Origin of the sequence: Arthrobacter sp. NPDC057009, assembly GCF_042673905.1 — a bacterium.
Lineage (GTDB): Bacteria > Actinomycetota > Actinomycetes > Actinomycetales > Micrococcaceae > Arthrobacter.
Map to the genome: position 1 here is coordinate 1 of NZ_JBHUSB010000025.1, position 15560 is coordinate 15560.

Genomic DNA, 15560 nt, shown 5'->3' on the forward strand with positions numbered 1-15560 from the left:
AAGAACAACGCCATCAAAAAACTCAACAGCCTAGGCTTCAACGTCACCATCACCCCGGCCACCGCAGCCTGACGAACCTTACTTTCGTATTAGACTGTCGCGGGCAAGCGTTTGGGCGAGTGGGAGTTCGATGAAGAACCTGATCCAGCCGGCGGCACCCGGAACCGAGGCTTCGGTGCTGCTGCAGCGCCGTGCCCTGGCCGGCCACGAACTCCTGGACAGCCATGCGCACACAGAAGCCTTCCCGGACGCGGAAGAGATCCCCGGCTTGCGCCGCCTGATCCGCGAATCCTGGCAGCGGTCCGCCAAGCTGCGGGCCAACCCTGACCTCCCCGAGGCCCCGCTGGCCATCGCCGCCGACGAGCTGGAGGAATACCGGCGCCAGCACCCCCTGGCCGCCATCATGCCCGTGATCCAGAAGCTCCTCATCCGGCCCAGCCACGACAGCGGCCTGCTGGTGGCCGTGGGCGACGAGGTGGGCAGGCTGCTCTGGGTGGAAGGCGACACCGGCGCGCGCAGCCGGGCCGAGGGCATGATGTTCGTTCCCGGCGCCGACTGGTCGGAGGCGACCGTGGGCACCAGCGCCCCGGGGACGGCGCTCGCGCTGGGCCGCGGCATCCAGATTTCCGGCGCCGAGCACTACAAACGGTCGGTCCACCCATGGAGCTGCACGGCGGTGCCGTTCCAGGACCCCGACTCCGGCGCCCTGCTGGGCGTCGTGGACATCACGGGCACGGAGTCCGCCGTCGCGCCGCACACGCTCTCCCTCGTGGAGGCCACCGTCGCTGCCGCCCAGGCCCAGCTGCGCGTCGAACGGCTGCAGCTCGCCGCCGAACAGGACCGTGCCAAAGCACGACGGCGGCACCCGGGTTCGGGGCCAGCCGGCGGTTCCGCCCGGGAAGGCAGCCTGTACCGCAACAGCCTGCAGCTGCTGGGCCGCGACCAGGCACTGCTCAGCATTGAGGGCCGCAGCGTGGTGCTCTCCGCCAGGCACAGCGAGATCCTGGCCCTGCTCAGCACGCACCCGGACGGGCTCAGCGCCGAGGAGCTGTGCGTCCTCCTCTATCCGGGGGACGGCTCCACCATCACCCTGCGCGCCGAGATGGTGCGCCTCCGGAAGGTCCTGCAGCAGCTGGACCCCGCCGCAGTGCCGGAGTCGCGGCCGTACCGGCTGTCCATGGACCTGCTGCCTGACTGCAGCCAGGTGCTCACCTGCCTGCAGCGCGGTGCACACCGCATCGCCCTCGACATCTACCGTGGCGCCGTCCTGCCCCGCTCGGAGGCGCCCGGCGTCGTCGAGCTGCGGAACCGCGTGTCCGCGCTGCTGCGTGAGGCCGTCCTGACGGACGGCAGCGCGGAGTCGCTGCTCAAGTACGCCGAGCTGCCGGAGGCCGCGGACGACGCCGGCGTCCGCCGCGCCGCGCTGAAGCTCCTGCCGCCCCGCTCGCCCAAGCGGGCCGCCGTCGTCGCCGATCTCGAGCGGCTGGAAGCGGAACTGGGCGCTTAATCCCCACCTGCCCCTAACCTCGCAAGCTCGGCCAGGGAACCCTGCAGGCGTGGGCCCACCTGCCCTTTGACTGACATCGTTGCAACCTGGCTGCAACCTGCCCGCCCCTAGGCTCAGTGCATCGGCGATCACCACGAGATATCGCCTCCGTGTTGCACAGCAAAGGAGCTAGCAATGACCGTTTACGCACAGCCCGGCACCGAAGGTTCGAAGGTCACGTTCAAGGACCGCTACGAGAACTGGATCGGCGGCGAGTGGGTTGCACCCGTGAAGGGCCAGTACTTCGAGAACATCACGCCGGTCACCGGCAAGCCCTTCTGCGAGGTGGCCCGCGGCACCGCCGAGGACATCGAACTCGCCCTGGACGCCGCGCACAAGGTGGCTCCCTCGTGGGGCAAGACGTCGGTGGCCGAACGCGCCGCGATCCTGAACAGGATCGCGGACCGCATGGAGGCCAACGTCGAACTGCTCGCCGTCGCGGAGACCTGGGACAACGGCAAGCCGGTCCGCGAAACCCTCAATGCGGACATCCCGCTGGCCGCGGACCACTTCCGCTACTTCGCCTCCGCCGTCCGGGCCCAGGAAGGCCGGCTGTCGCAGCTCGACGACGACACCACCGCCTACCACTTCCACGAGCCGCTCGGCGTCGTCGGCCAGATCATCCCCTGGAACTTCCCCATCCTGATGGCCGTCTGGAAGCTGGCGCCCGCGCTCGCGGCGGGCAACGCCGTCGTCCTCAAGCCCGCCGAACAGACGCCGACGTCGATCCTGGTCCTGATCGAACTCATCAGCGACCTGCTGCCGGCAGGCGTGGTGAACGTGGTCAACGGCTTCGGCGTCGAGGCCGGCAAGCCGCTGGCCTCCAGCCCGCGGATCCGCAAGATCGCCTTCACCGGCGAGACCACCACCGGCCGGCTGATCAGCCAGTACGCCTCCAACAACCTCATCCCCGTGACGCTGGAACTCGGCGGCAAGAGCCCGAACATCTTCTTCAACGATGTCGCCGATTCCAGCGACGCGTTCTACGACAAGGCGCTTGAAGGTTTCACGCTCTTCGCCTTCAACCAGGGCGAAGTCTGCACCTGCCCGTCCCGGGCTCTGGTCCAGGAAGGCATCTACGATTCCTTCATGGCCGACGCCCTGGCCCGGACCCAGAAGATCATCCAGGGCAACCCGCTGGACACCGAAACCCAGATCGGAGCCCAAGCCTCCAACGACCAGCTGGAGAAGATCCTCTCCTACATCGACATCGGAAAGCAGGAAGGCGCCAAGGCACTCACCGGCGGCGCACGCGCTGAACTGTCCGGGGACCTGGCCGGCGGCTACTACGTCCAGCCCACGATCTTCGAAGGCCACAACCGGATGCGCATCTTCCAGGAGGAGATCTTCGGCCCCGTCGTGTCCGTGACCCGCTTCAGCGACTACAACGACGCCATGGGCATCGCCAACGACACCCTCTACGGCCTCGGTGCCGGCGTCTGGTCCCGCAACGGCAACGTCGCATACCGGGCAGGCCGCGAGATCCAGGCCGGTCGCGTCTGGGTCAACAACTACCACGCCTACCCGGCCGGCGCCGCGTTCGGCGGCTACAAGTCCTCCGGCATCGGGCGTGAAAACCACGCCATGATGCTGGACCACTACCAGCAGACCAAGAACCTGCTGGTCAGCTACAGCGAAAACAAGCTGGGCTTCTTCTAAAGGGCGCTCCCGTCGTCTCGACTCCGTCGCCACGACGGGGCCCTCGCGCCCCACTCCACCCCACCAACCGATTCAACGACGCAAGGATTTCGCCAATGACGACGACAATGCAAGCAGCCGTAGTATCCGAATTCGCCAAGGACCTCCAGATCCAGGACATACCTGTCCCCGCGCCCGGCCGCGGCCAGGCACTGGTCAAACTCATCACCAGCGGTGTCTGCCACACCGACCTCCACGCCGCCGAAGGGGACTGGCCGGTCAAACCGTCGCCTCCCTTCGTTCCCGGGCACGAAGGCGTGGGCGAGGTGGTGGCCCTCGGCGAGGGGGTGACCGACCTCGCCGTCGGGGATCTGGTGGGCAACGCCTGGCTGTGGTCTGCCTGCGGCGACTGCCAGTACTGCCGCACCGGCTGGGAAACGCTGTGCGAGTCCCAGAAGAACGCCGGCTACAGCGTGGACGGCTCCTTCGGCGAGTACATGCTGGTGGACAGCCGCTTTGCGGCCCGGATTCCGGCGGGCTCGGATCCGGTGGAGGTTGCCCCGGTGCTCTGTGCCGGCGTCACCGTCTACAAGGGGCTGAAAATGACCGAGGCCAGGCCGGGGGAGTGGGTCACCATCTCCGGCATCGGCGGACTGGGGCACATCGCCGTCCAGTACGCCGTCGCCATGGGCCTGCGCGTTGCCGCCGTCGACATCGCGGACGACAAACTCGCCCTCGCCAGGAAGCACGGCGCAGAGCTCACCGTCAACGCTCTCCACGAGGACCCGGCGGAGGTCATCCAGCGGGAAACCGGAGGCTGCAGCGGAGTCCTGGTCACGGCGGTGCACCCGTCGGCCTTCGGCCAGGCCATCGGCATGGCCCGCCGCGGCGGCACCATCGTGTTCAACGGCCTGCCGCCGGGCGACTTCCCGGCACCGATCTTCGAAATCGTGCTCAAGGGCCTGACCGTCCGCGGCTCCATCGTGGGCACCCGGCAGGACCTGGAGGAGGCGCTGGACTTCTACGCGCAGGGCAAGATCCACCCCACGGTGTCCACACGGGAACTCTCCGAGGTCAACGCCGTCTTCGACGAGATGAAGCACGCGAAGATCGACGGCCGCGTGGTGCTGACGTTCTGATGGGCACCAGGCTGGACGCCGCGGTGACGGTGCCCGGGGAGGAGTTTTCCCGGGTTGCGCTCACCCCCGAGGCGGTGTCGCTGCTGCGGAAGCTCTGGGCGCGGCACGGGCCGCTCATGTTCCACCAGTCCGGCGGCTGCTGCGACGGCTCCGCGCCCATGTGCTACCCGGCCGGGGACTTCCTCACCGGTGACTCGGATGTGCTGCTGGGGCGGTTTGATCTGTCCGTTGCCGACGGCGGAGGGTCCGGTTCCGCTTCCGACGGCGGCCAGCCGCTGGAGTTCTGGATGTCCCGGGAGCAGTTCAGCTACTGGAGCCACACCCACCTTACGGTGGATGTGGTGGACGGCCGGGGCAGCGGGTTTTCCGTCGAGGCGCCAGAAGGTAAACGCTTCCTGATCCGTTCCACGCTCATGGACTGGCCGGTGTAATCCGGCCAGTTCCCAGCTTCACAATGTCCGGGCGGGGCCACAAACAAGTGGCCCCGCCCGGACATTGAGCGTTAAAAACGTGATTGGGAACCCCCAATTTGGGGCGGCTCAACTGCGTAAAAGAACTCCGGTCCGGCCGCTTCCACAAGGTTTTCACGGGCATGGTTACGGACGATGGCACGGTCAAAACCCTCCTAGCGGCAGGTGTGCCATGAAACTCTTAGCCTGGAAGTCAGACGGGGGCGCGGATCGCGACAGATCCGCAGCACCCACGGATCCACCCTTGAATCGGCGGGAACGCCGCAGCAAGCGACGTGAGCGGCCGGTTTCCTTCCGGCTGATTGCGGCGGTTACCACGCTCGCCATGCCGGCAGCGATGGGGCTGCCCGTGGTCGCGGCGAACGCCGTTCAGGCACCTGTCGGGGCAGGATTCAACGTCACACCTTCAGACCTGTCCTTCATCCTGAAGCAGATTAAGATCGCTGAGGCACACGTTGCCAACACCACGTCGGAAACCGGCCCCTGCGGCGCCCTTTTGGGTACAGGACCCAATCAGCTCGCCAGCCCGATGCTGTCCTTCGGGCTGCGCACTGTGGACGGCAGCTGCAATCACCTCGAGCCCGGACAGGACAACTACGGTGCCGCGGACCAGGTGTTCCCACGGCTGGGAGCCGCGTCGTTCAAAGACGCGGAGAACTCGATGTTCGGGCCGACCTCGTCCAGCTACACCCAGAAGAAGGGCGACGTCTTCGACTCGCAGCCGCGCGTCATCAGCAACCTGATCGTGGATCAGACCTCGACGAACCCGGCAGCCGTATCCGCAGCCGGAAACCCGGTGCGCAGCCAGGGCAACGAGGGCGTTGTTCCCTGCACGACCGATCCGGATCCCCTCGCCGAGCCTCCCGTTGCCGCCGTGCCTGCAGGTTGCGTGCCCTCCCACAGCACCCTCTTCATCCCGAACATCACCACCGACGTCGGGCTTTCCCCGCCGTACAACTCGCTGTTTACGCTTTTTGGCCAGTTCTTTGACCACGGCATCGACCAGACGGTGAAGGGCGGAGGCAGCGTGTACGTTCCGCTCAAGGCTGACGATCCGCTGATTGCCGGTCCCAACCACAAGTTTGACGATGATCCGGCGACGGCGACGGTTGAGGGTGTCGATGACCCCGCAACGCGTGACGTCGTGGAGGGCGACGACCTGCCCGTGCACCTGCGGTTCATGGCCCTTACCCGTGGGCTGAACCAGCCGGGCGAGGACGGCATCCTGGGTGACGATCCTAAGACGACTGACGTGGACGAAAGCGCCGACGACGTGCAGGACGCGCTGAACACTGACTCCCCGTGGGTGGACCAGAGCCAGACCTACACCTCCCACCCCTCGCACCAGGTCTTCCTGCGCGAGTACGTCGCGGACACCGCGACCGGCCGACCCCTCTCCACCGGAAAGCTGCTCGGCGGGCCTGCCGGCCCGACCGCCGGCGGTATGGCCACTTGGGCCACCACCAAGAAGCAGGCGCAGGAGCTGCTGGGCATCCAGCTGCTGGACAAGGACGTGCTGAACGTCCCGATGATCAAGTCCGATCTGTATGGCAATTTCATTCCGGGACCGGCGCGCGGCCTTCCCGTGTTCGTGACGGCCAGCGGCGAGGTCGAGGCCAACCCGGCCGACAACGAGAACAAAGGAACCCTGGTTCCCGCCGATGCGCTGTACTTCAACACCCCGTTCCTCACGGACATTGCGCACAACGCCGACCCGTCGCCCAAGGACACGGACCACAACCCCGGCACCCCCGCCGTGGCACCGACCAAGGACACGGACACCACTGCTTCAGCCGATTTCGCGAACCAGCCACGCGGAACCTACGACGATGAGATGCTCGATGCGCACTTCATCGCCGGCGACGGCCGCGTCAATGAGAACATTGGCCTGACCGCCATCCACCAGGTGTTCCACTCGGAACACGACCGGCTCGTTGACGACATCAAAGCCACCCTGGCCAAGACGGAGAACGCAGATCTCAAGGCACAGTTCGAAGACGTCAATGACGCAACGTTCGACTACGGCGAACGCCTCTTCCAGGCAGCCCGATTCGTCACCGAGATGGAGTACCAGCACCTGGTCTTCGAGGAGTTTGCCCGCAAGATCCAGCCGCTGATCAACCCGTTCCAGCCGTTTGCCTTCACACAGACGGATATTAACCCGGCGATCAAGGCTGAATTCGCCCACGCCGTGTACCGGTTTGGCCACTCCATGCTCACCGAGACGATCTCCCGGCGGAATGAGTACAAGCCGGGCCCGGACGCCGTGTACGGCACTTCCGACGACATCGCCGGCTCGGAGAATGACATCTCCCTGCTTGAAGGCTTCCTCAACCCGCCGGCGTATACCGACGGCGGCGACGCCGGGCAGCTGACATCGGAAGAGGCGGCAGGCAGCATCGTGATGGGCATGTCCGACCAGGAGGGCAACGAACTGGACGAGTTCGTCACCGACACGCTGCGGAACAACCTGCTGGGACTTCCGCTGGATCTCGCCACCATCAACATGACGAGGGCCCGGTCCGAGGGCGTTCCGACACTCAACAATTTCCGCAAGGAGCTGCACGCCAAAACCAACGACGGCCAGCTCAAGCCCTACACGAACTGGATCGACTTCGGTGAGAACCTCAAGCACCCCGAGTCGCTCATCAACTTCGTGGCTGCCTACGGCAAGCACCCGACAATCCTCACTGATGCAGGACCTGACAAGGTACTGGGCAACGGGGACGACAAGCCGGCTTCACTGAAGTCGCGCCGTGACGCCGCCCGCGCCATCGTCAATCCCGACACCGTGGCTGGGGACGTCCCTCCTACAGACGCTGCAGCGTTCATGAACAGCAGTGACGGATGGGCAAACGAGAACGGTGCGTCGAAGACCGGGCTCGACAACGTCGAACTGTGGGTGGGCGGCCTCGCCGAACGCACCAACATGTTCGGCGGCCTGCTCGGCAGCACCTTCAACTTCGTCTTTGAACAGCAGCTGACGGAGCTCCAGAACGGCGACCGCTTCTACTACCTGGCACGAACCCCCGGCATGAACCTGCGGGCACAGCTGGAGGGCAACTCCTTCGCCGAGCTGATGATGCGCAACACCAACGCCCAGGCGCTCAAGGCGGATGCATTCGCCACCGCTGACTGCAAGTTCGAGCTGAAGAACCTCGCAGGTACCACTGAGGGCTTTACGAGCTTCGGCAACACGGTCGCGAACGACCCGGCCTCCGACTGCGACGAATCCAAGGTCCTGATCCGCATGTCGGACGGCACCATCAAGTACCGGATGACCAACACTGTGGACCCGTCCGGCATCAACGGCCAGAGCGTCTTCAACGGGACCGCCAACGTTGACCGCGCCTACGGCGGCAACGACAACGACACCTTCTGGGGCGGCCTAGGCAACGACGTGATCGAAGGCGGTGACGGTGCCGACGTCGCGCTGGGCGGCGAAGGCAACGACATCATCACCGATATCGCCGGCGATGACGTGCACAAGGGTGGCCCAGGCAACGATGCGATCGACGCCGGCCCCGGCCTGGATATCATCATGGGCGGTGACGGCAGCGACTTCACGAACGGCGGAGCCAACATTAACGAAACCTTCTCCGGTGAAGGCAACGACTTCGCCATCGCCGGCCAGGGTGAGGATGCTGTCTTCGGAGACGGCGGAGACGACTGGATGGAAGGCGGCGACGAGCCCGACCTCCTGATGGGTGACTCCAGCAACCTCTTCTTCCTCGATGATTCGCAGAGGCCGGGCCACGACATCCTCTTCGGTCAGGGCGGCGACGACGATTACGACATGGAAGGTGGCGACGACGTCGGCCTCGCCGGTCCGGGCATTGAGAAAATTGCCGGTGCCTCGGGCTACGACTGGGAGATCGGCCTGCACGATCCGCAGCCGCAGGACGCCGACCTGGACCTGCCCATCCTGCCTCTCGATATCCTTCAGGTGGGGGTCCGCGACAGGTACAACGAAGTGGAAGCCCTCTCGGGCGGCCCCTTTGATGACAAGCTCCGCGGCGACGACATCATCCCGAGCGAACGGGGCGGCGGCGGCTTCATCGGCTGCAACGTCCTGGATGTGCACGGCGTCAACCGCATCTCCGGTCTCAACGAACTGATCCCGGACGCCGCACGGACCACACCCATCGCCGACGTAATTGCCGCTTCGGCATCGAAGGACTGCCCGCTCCTGGACAGCTCCGCGAACGCGATGGCCTGGGGCGATGGCAACATCCTCCTCGGCGGTGGCGGCAGCGACATCATCGAGGGACGCGGCGGCAATGACATCATCGACGGCGACCGCTACCTCAACGTCCGGCTCAGCGTGCGCACCAATGCCGCTGATCCCAACACCGAGATCGGCAGCGCCACCAGCATGACCGCGCAGTACCTGAGGAATGCGACGGGCGGCCTGACCGGAGCGACCCTGCAGGCGGACGTCTTCGCCGGCAAGATCGACCCGGGCAACATCGTGGCCGTGAGGGAGATCCTCTCCACCAGCGGCGGCACGGATAAGGCCGTATTCTCCGACATCGAGGCGAACTACACCGTCACTGAAACCGACGGAGTAACCACTGTGAGCCACAACGGCGGAGGTACCGACGGAGTCGACACGCTCCGGAACATCGAGACCCTGGTCTTTGCCGACTCCGTACCTCCAAGCGCACCCACCGGCGTGACCGCGCAGGCAGGGAACGGCCAGGCCACGGTGAACTTCACCGCAGCCGAAACCGGCGGCATCACTGATCAGTTCTCCATCCGCGTTCTTGACGCGGCCTCCGGCGCACAGATCGGTGAGACCAGGACGGCGCCCGGTGGCGACACCAGCATGGTGATCGACGGACTGACGAATGGCGTAGCCGTCAAGTTCGAGGTCCGCGCCACGAACGTGCACGGTGAAAGCACGGTTATGGTTACCAACACCGTCACCCCGGTGGCGCCGGTGCTGGTCACGGCAGTCCCGTCCATTACGGGAACTGCCACAGTCGGCAGCACCCTGACGGCGGCAACAGGAGTCTGGGGACCGGCGCCGGTGGCACTGTCCTTCCAGTGGTTCAGCAACGGGGTCGCTGTAGTCGGCGCCACCCAGTCCACGTACACAGTCAGGGACGCGGATGCCGGTCAGCCGGTAACCGTCAGCGTCACGGGGGCCAAGGACGGGTACGAGTCAGTAACGTTGACTTCGGAGCCGGTTGCGGCAGAGGCCGCCCCGGTGATTGCCAACAGCGCCCTTCGTGATTTCACCGGTGACACCAGGGCTGACCTGGTCGCCAGGGATTCATCCGGCAGGCTGTACATCTACCCGGGCAACGGCACGGGTGGGTTTGGTAGCCGGGTCAGGCTGGGTTCCGGCTGGAACGCCATGACGGTCATCACCGCCTCCGGTGACCTCACCGGTGACGGACGATCCGATCTGGTAGCCAGGGACTCTGGTGGAAGGCTGTACATCTACCCGGGCAACGGCGCCGGCAACTTCGGGTCGCGGATCACGCTGGGCACGGGCTGGAACGCCATGACGACGATTACTGCCTCCAACGATGTGACCGGTGACGGCCGATCCGATCTGGTGGCCAGGGACTCCGGCGGGGTGCTGTACATCTACCCCGGCACCGGTTCCGGCTTCGGGGCGCGCGTTCAGCTTGGCGGCGGCTGGAATGCCATCACCGCGATTGTCGCCGCAGGTGACGTGACCGGAGATGCCAAGGCAGACCTGCTGGGCAGGGATTCTGCCGGAGTGTTGTGGGTGTACCCGGGTACCGGTGCATCAAGCTTCGGAGTCCGCGTCCGGCTTGGCAGTGGCTGGAATGCCATGACGGCCTTCACCGTCCCGGGCGACCTGAACGGGAACGGCAGGCCTGACCTGCTGGCCCGGGACTCAGCAGGAAGCCTGTACATCTACCCCGGCAACGGTACTGGCGGGTTTGGTGCACGGACGCGCCTTGGCGGGGGTTGGAACGCTATGACGGCGATCAGCTAGCTATTGGAATCTGCCGGCGGGTTCCCATGGAAGCTGCCGGCAGCGCTCTCCGCATCAACGGTACCGACAGATGCGGGATCTGGACCCCACGCCCGGCCCTCCACCACACCGCGCAGCCGCAGCGCGGAGGAGGGCCGGGCGTGGTTTTGCCTGCGTGCCGTCTCATTATTCGGGACAATTGTGGCCGTCCACTGGATGGACACTACACTTGATAGGTCTGTTTCCATCCCCTATCAGGATCGTGGACTTCCAATGAACCTTTTCCGGACCAAATCCATCGAGCAGTCAATAGCCGACGCCGATGAGCCCGGACGCAAACTGAAGCGCTCCCTCAGCACCTGGGACCTCATGATCATGGGCGTCGCCGTTGCCGTCGGCGCCGGCATCTTCTCCGTGGGCGCCAAGGCCGCCGCGAACTTCGCTGGCCCCGCCGTCACCATCTCCTTCCTGGTCGCCGCCATCACCTGCGCCCTGGCGATCATGTGCTACGCCGAATTCGCCACCGCCATTCCGGTTGCCGGCTCCGCCTACGTTTTCACTTACGCCACCATGGGCGAGGTCCTGGCCTGGATCATCGGCTGGAACCTCATCCTGGAGCTCTTCACCGCGGCCGCGGTGATCGCCAAGTACTGGGGCATTTACCTCAGCAAGGTCTTCTCCCTGATGGGAGTGGACCTGCCCCCGGCCGTCTCGCTTGGCGGCGTGGACCTGTACTGGGGCGCGTTCCTCATCGTTGCCGTCTTCACCGTGCTGCTGGTGCTTGGCACCAAGCTGTCCGCGCGCGTGGGCAACATCTTCACACTGATCAAGATCGGTGTGGTGCTCTTCGTGATCGTGGTGGGCTTCACCTACGTAAAGTTCTCCAACTACACCCCCTTCGTCCCGGCCTCTGAACCGACGGCCAACGCCGGCGCCGCCGACGTCATGAAGCAGTCGTTCTTCGGCTTCCTCACCGGTGCCGCCCCCGCACAGTACGGCACCCTCGGCATCTTCGCCGGCGCCGCGCTGGTGTTCTTTGCCTTCATCGGTTTCGACGTCGTGGCCACCTCCGCAGAAGAGGTGAAGAACCCGCAGAAGACCCTGCCCCGCGGCATCTTCGGCGGCCTGGCCCTCGTGACCCTGCTGTACATCCTGGTGTCGCTCGCCCTGACCGGCATGGTCTCCTATACGCAGCTGGCCGAGGCGGAGAGCCCCACCCTCACCACCGCCTTCGAAGCCGTCGGCAACACCGACGCCGCGAAGGTGATTGCCTTCGGTTCCCTTGTGGGCCTGACGACGGTGATCATGGTGCTGCTGATGGGCCTGGCCCGGGTTGTGCTGGCAATGAGCCGCGACGGCCTGCTGCCGCGCTCCCTCTCCAGGACCAGTGAGAAGCGCTCCACGCCCGTCCGCCTGCAGATCATCTGCGGCGCCGCCGTCGCCCTGGTCGCCGGACTCACCAACGTGGACCTGCTCGAGGAAATGATCAACATCGGAACGCTGTCCGCGTTCGTGATGGTCAGCCTGGGCATCCTCGTGCTGCGCAAGAAGCGCCCTGACCTGAAGCCTGCCTTCCGGGTCCCGTTCGGCAAGGTGCTTCCCATCGTGTCCGCGGTGCTGTGCCTGTACCTGATGACCAACCTTGCCGTGGAGACCTGGATCTTCTTCGGCATTTGGCTGGTGCTGGGCATTGCCATCTACTTCGCCTACGGGCAGCGGCACTCCCGCCTCAACGAGAAGTTCGCCGATGCCAAAGCCGCCGTGGACGGCCGTTCAGCCGATCTTGACGACCGGGACGACGACGAGCTGACCAAGGTCTAGCCGGCACCCCGGGACCTGCCCTCCTGGTTTCGCCGGACGGCAGCCCCTGATGCAAAACCCCCGCCCCCTGACGCGACCGTCAGGGGGCGGCGTGCCGTCCCACCCAGTCCACCAGCGGGCGGAGCTGTTCCCAGCGGGCGGCAATCTCGCGTTCCGCGTCCGGGGAGGCGAGCCATTCGGGCTCGCCGAGGGTAACACCGGCGGAGAGCGACTTGTGCTTCAGCAGCTCGGTGCGGGGATGGTCCTTCGGAAAGCCCCGGGGCACGGTTTTCAGTTTCTCGCCTTCGATGGCGAATCCCGCGGCTGCGATCGCGTCCACGATGTGCTGCAGCTGTTCGCCGGTGCTCCCCGCGTCCACGGAATTCCTGTAGCGCACCAGCTGCGCGGGTGAATGCGAGTGGTAGCCGCCGCCAACCAGCAGGCCGTCGGCACTGATCTGCAGGTAGTAGCCCACGCCCTCCTGATATGAGGCGAACGCGCCCTGGGCGGTCTTATACGGTGACTTGTCCGGGGAGAAGCGGACGTCACGGTTCGGCCGGAAGATCTTCCCTGGCCCAAAGCGTGGCTCAAGGTCCGCCAGAAGCGCCTGGAGCGGAGCCTTGACGGAATCCTGGTACACCGCGGCATGGGCATGCCACCAGTCCCGGTTGTTGTTCTCCTCCAGCTCGGCGTAGAACTTGGTTGCCGCGGCCGGGATGCCCTCGAATGTGCTCATGGTTGAAGCCTAGGGATTCCCGGCGGCCCCGGCCACGGCCGCGTCCGCCCATGTGGATGGCACCGCATATGTGGATAACCGCGAAATCTGGATAACAGGGGCCCGTGTGGATAACAGAGGGCCTGGGTGGGACGTCCGCCCCTGTGGGAGAAGCAGTTAGCGGCAGGCCGTAATCCTGTAGAGCGTGCGGCCCTCCGCGGAAGCCACTTTTTCAAAGCCCTGCCGGGTTGGCACGTTGTAAAAACCCGGCCAGCGCCTGAGGCTGACACTTCCGTGCGACGCGCCGGGGGCATCCTCGTAGAAGTGGGTGGCGCCGACGTCGCGTACAGCTTCGCAGATGGCCGGGTCAGTCGCCAGCCGGTTGAAGCCGGTGCGGAGCAGCTCCTTGGCGGGGCTGCCGGCTGTCGGAGAACCCAGTTGCGTGTAGACGACGTGCCGGCCGGTCAGCGCATAGAAGTAGGTTTCTCCGTTGAACGGGTCCCCGATCACCACGGCATCAGCCGGCAGCATCTGGCCGGCCCGCTCAATGAAGGCCTGTTCTCCCCTGGAGAGCACGCCGTTCCCCGGCTTGTCGGAGACCGTGTAGTTCTGGGCGGCAACCGCCACACGTTCCACCGACCGGTAGCTTCCGGAACCCACATAAAGCGCACCGGTGACCGCGGCAGCGGCAGCCGTGAAGAGGATGGCAGGAACGGGCCACCGTCCGGCGGTGCGGGGCTCAGGCGACCGTGCGGACAGGAGACGGAGCAGCGCCCCGACCACGGCACCCGTCACAACGGCAACGGCCAGCGCGGCCAGCAGGCTGCCCGCCATGGCGATAAAGGGGGCGATGCGCTGCGTGTCCTTGTACCAGAACCCGGTCAGCCATCGAAGCCCGTTTTCGGGACCCGCAGCAAGCACATAAAGTCCAACGAAGGCGAGCCAGGTGACGGCCAGCGGTCTTGCCTCCCGGACAAAAATGGCCACAACCGCGCCAAGAATCACCAGTAGCCCCACCGCGATGTTGAAGTCGTCCGGCGCCGGCGGGGAGAGTGCCGGGAACCGCGGCAGGTCGAAGAAGGCAAGGTACAGGGAATCCGGGACCTCTGCCCGCACAGCCCGGCGGTAGGCCATGACACCTGCCAGCACGCGCGAGTTGGCCAGCACCTGCCACGCCGTTGCCGCAAGGAGCGCCGTGCCCAGGACAGCCGCAAGGGTAGGGAGGGGACGGCGCCGCGCCCCGCGCACCAGCAGCGGCAGGAAGCGGGCAGCCACAAAGGGCAGGACGGCCACGGCAATGGCAAACAGGGAGCTGGGATGGGCCGCGGCGCAGCCGCCGAGCAGGGCAACGAGGGTGACGGCCAGCAGGATTCGCCCGCGGGCCGGCGCAGGGACCGCTGTACCTGCGGCGGCCGGTTCAGCCCGCCCGGAAGCCGTCCCGGCGGAGGTCCCGGAGGCCGCCCCTGCGGCCGCCCCGGCGGACGACACACGCCGGAGGAGCAGCACGGCCAGGGCCAGTGTGGCGGGCACCAGGGCGGTGGCGAGGCCGTTGGGCCACTGGCCGCTGCGGAGCAGCTGGGAGAAGGGGAAGCTGATGAAGGAGGCACCCACCAGCGGCGTCAGTGCCCAGGCCGCAGGGTGCCGCGGCAGCACGGCCGTGGCCAGGAAGGCCAGGCCGGCCGGCCAGATCAGGCCCCCGATCACGATCGAGGACAGGTTGGCCGCCTCCGGGATGCTGCCCGGGACGAGGGCAACGGCGCTGTGCCAGCCCGCAGGGTAATAGGTGGCACGTCCGGCGCCGAATATCGGGGCGATGCTCCACGGGGTAGCCTGCCCGGATTCCTGGATCCACCGCAGTGCGTTCAGGTGGAAGATCGGATCCCAGCCCTGGGAGGCGGCGGCGGCGTCGCCGATGCCGCGGAGCAGGGCGAGACAGGTAACAGCCGAACCGATGGCAGTGCCTGCCCCTGCGGCAAGCCAGATCGGCAGGCCGATGCCGGCGGGCGTCAGGGGCTGTCCGAAGGCGAACCGCCTTCCGGCAAACCAGGCTGTGAGGACCAGGGGAAGGGCTGTGAGGGCGGCAGTTGCTGCGTTCCACGGGAGACCGACGGCGGCCGCCGCGAAGCTGCCGGCCAGCAGCATCAGCAGCGTGACGGCGGGACTGAGCGCTATGGCCGCCGGCCAACCGGGTCTCAGCGGCAGAAGAACCAGGAGCCCCGGGAGGAAGAAAGCCGCGACAAGGAATACAACAGTCGGGACCGACGGGGCCAGCCCGAAAAGCCAATCAAGCATGGTC

The 15560-nt window shown here is 66.2% G+C and carries 8 protein-coding genes; 6 read left to right on the forward strand and 2 right to left on the reverse strand.

Annotated features, from left to right (window positions below; all coding sequences use genetic code 11):
* Positions 1–130: 130 nt before the first annotated feature.
* From ACFTR6_RS19500 to ACFTR6_RS19525, 6 genes are all read left to right on the forward strand, one after another.
* Positions 131–1507, forward strand: coding sequence for a GAF domain-containing protein (locus tag ACFTR6_RS19500; protein ID WP_377959141.1), 1377 nt, complete (start codon positions 131–133; stop codon positions 1505–1507).
* 174 nt (positions 1508–1681) lie between these two features.
* Positions 1682–3205, forward strand: a complete 1524-nt coding sequence (locus tag ACFTR6_RS19505) for an aldehyde dehydrogenase family protein (RefSeq protein WP_076801046.1) — start codon at positions 1682–1684, stop codon at positions 3203–3205.
* A 95-nt stretch (positions 3206–3300) separates the two neighbouring features.
* Positions 3301–4323, forward strand: a complete 1023-nt coding sequence (gene adhP, locus ACFTR6_RS19510) for an alcohol dehydrogenase AdhP (protein WP_172411554.1) — start codon at positions 3301–3303, stop codon at positions 4321–4323.
* Positions 4323–4754 (forward strand): DUF779 domain-containing protein, encoded by a 432-nt coding sequence (locus tag ACFTR6_RS19515; protein ID WP_377959142.1) that lies wholly within the window; start codon positions 4323–4325, stop codon positions 4752–4754. The genes adhP and ACFTR6_RS19515 overlap by 1 nt, the downstream gene beginning before the upstream one ends.
* 364 nt (positions 4755–5118) lie before the next feature.
* Positions 5119–10770 carry a peroxidase family protein gene (locus tag ACFTR6_RS19520; protein ID WP_377959175.1) on the forward strand — a complete coding sequence of 1884 codons (5652 nt, stop codon included), beginning with the start codon at positions 5119–5121 and terminating at the stop codon, positions 10768–10770.
* 252 nt (positions 10771–11022) lie between these two features.
* The gene (locus tag ACFTR6_RS19525; RefSeq protein ID WP_377959143.1) at positions 11023–12570 is read left to right on the forward strand and encodes an amino acid permease; all 1548 of its coding nucleotides are present in this window, start codon (positions 11023–11025) and stop codon (positions 12568–12570) included.
* A 79-nt stretch (positions 12571–12649) separates the two neighbouring features.
* Here the strand turns inward: ACFTR6_RS19525 and ACFTR6_RS19530 are convergent, their stop codons facing one another.
* Both ACFTR6_RS19530 and ACFTR6_RS19535 read right to left on the reverse strand, forming a co-directional pair.
* The gene (locus tag ACFTR6_RS19530; RefSeq protein WP_377959144.1) at positions 12650–13285 is read right to left on the reverse strand and encodes a DUF2461 domain-containing protein; all 636 of its coding nucleotides are present in this window, start codon (positions 13283–13285) and stop codon (positions 12650–12652) included.
* 156 nt (positions 13286–13441) lie between these two features.
* Positions 13442–15556, reverse strand: a complete 2115-nt coding sequence (locus ACFTR6_RS19535) for a DUF6541 family protein (RefSeq protein ID WP_377959145.1) — start codon at positions 15554–15556, stop codon at positions 13442–13444.
* Between the last annotated feature and the right edge of the window lie 4 nt (positions 15557–15560).

Excerpts from the sequence above, each read along its gene's own strand:
- ACFTR6_RS19500 (WP_377959141.1), top strand. The coding sequence starts at position 131 with ATGAAGAACCTGATCCAGCCGGCGGCACCCGGAACCGAGGCTTCGGTG.
- ACFTR6_RS19505 (WP_076801046.1), top strand. The coding sequence starts at position 1,682 with ATGACCGTTTACGCACAGCCCGGCACCGAAGGTTCGAAGGTCACGTTC.
- adhP (WP_172411554.1), top strand. The coding sequence starts at position 3,301 with ATGACGACGACAATGCAAGCAGCCGTAGTATCCGAATTCGCCAAGGAC.
- ACFTR6_RS19515 (WP_377959142.1), top strand. The coding sequence starts at position 4,323 with ATGGGCACCAGGCTGGACGCCGCGGTGACGGTGCCCGGGGAGGAGTTT.
- ACFTR6_RS19520 (WP_377959175.1), top strand. The coding sequence starts at position 5,119 with ATGCCGGCAGCGATGGGGCTGCCCGTGGTCGCGGCGAACGCCGTTCAG.
- ACFTR6_RS19525 (WP_377959143.1), top strand. The coding sequence starts at position 11,023 with ATGAACCTTTTCCGGACCAAATCCATCGAGCAGTCAATAGCCGACGCC.
- ACFTR6_RS19530 (WP_377959144.1), bottom strand. The coding sequence starts at position 13,285 with ATGAGCACATTCGAGGGCATCCCGGCCGCGGCAACCAAGTTCTACGCC.
- ACFTR6_RS19535 (WP_377959145.1), bottom strand. The coding sequence starts at position 15,556 with ATGCTTGATTGGCTTTTCGGGCTGGCCCCGTCGGTCCCGACTGTTGTA.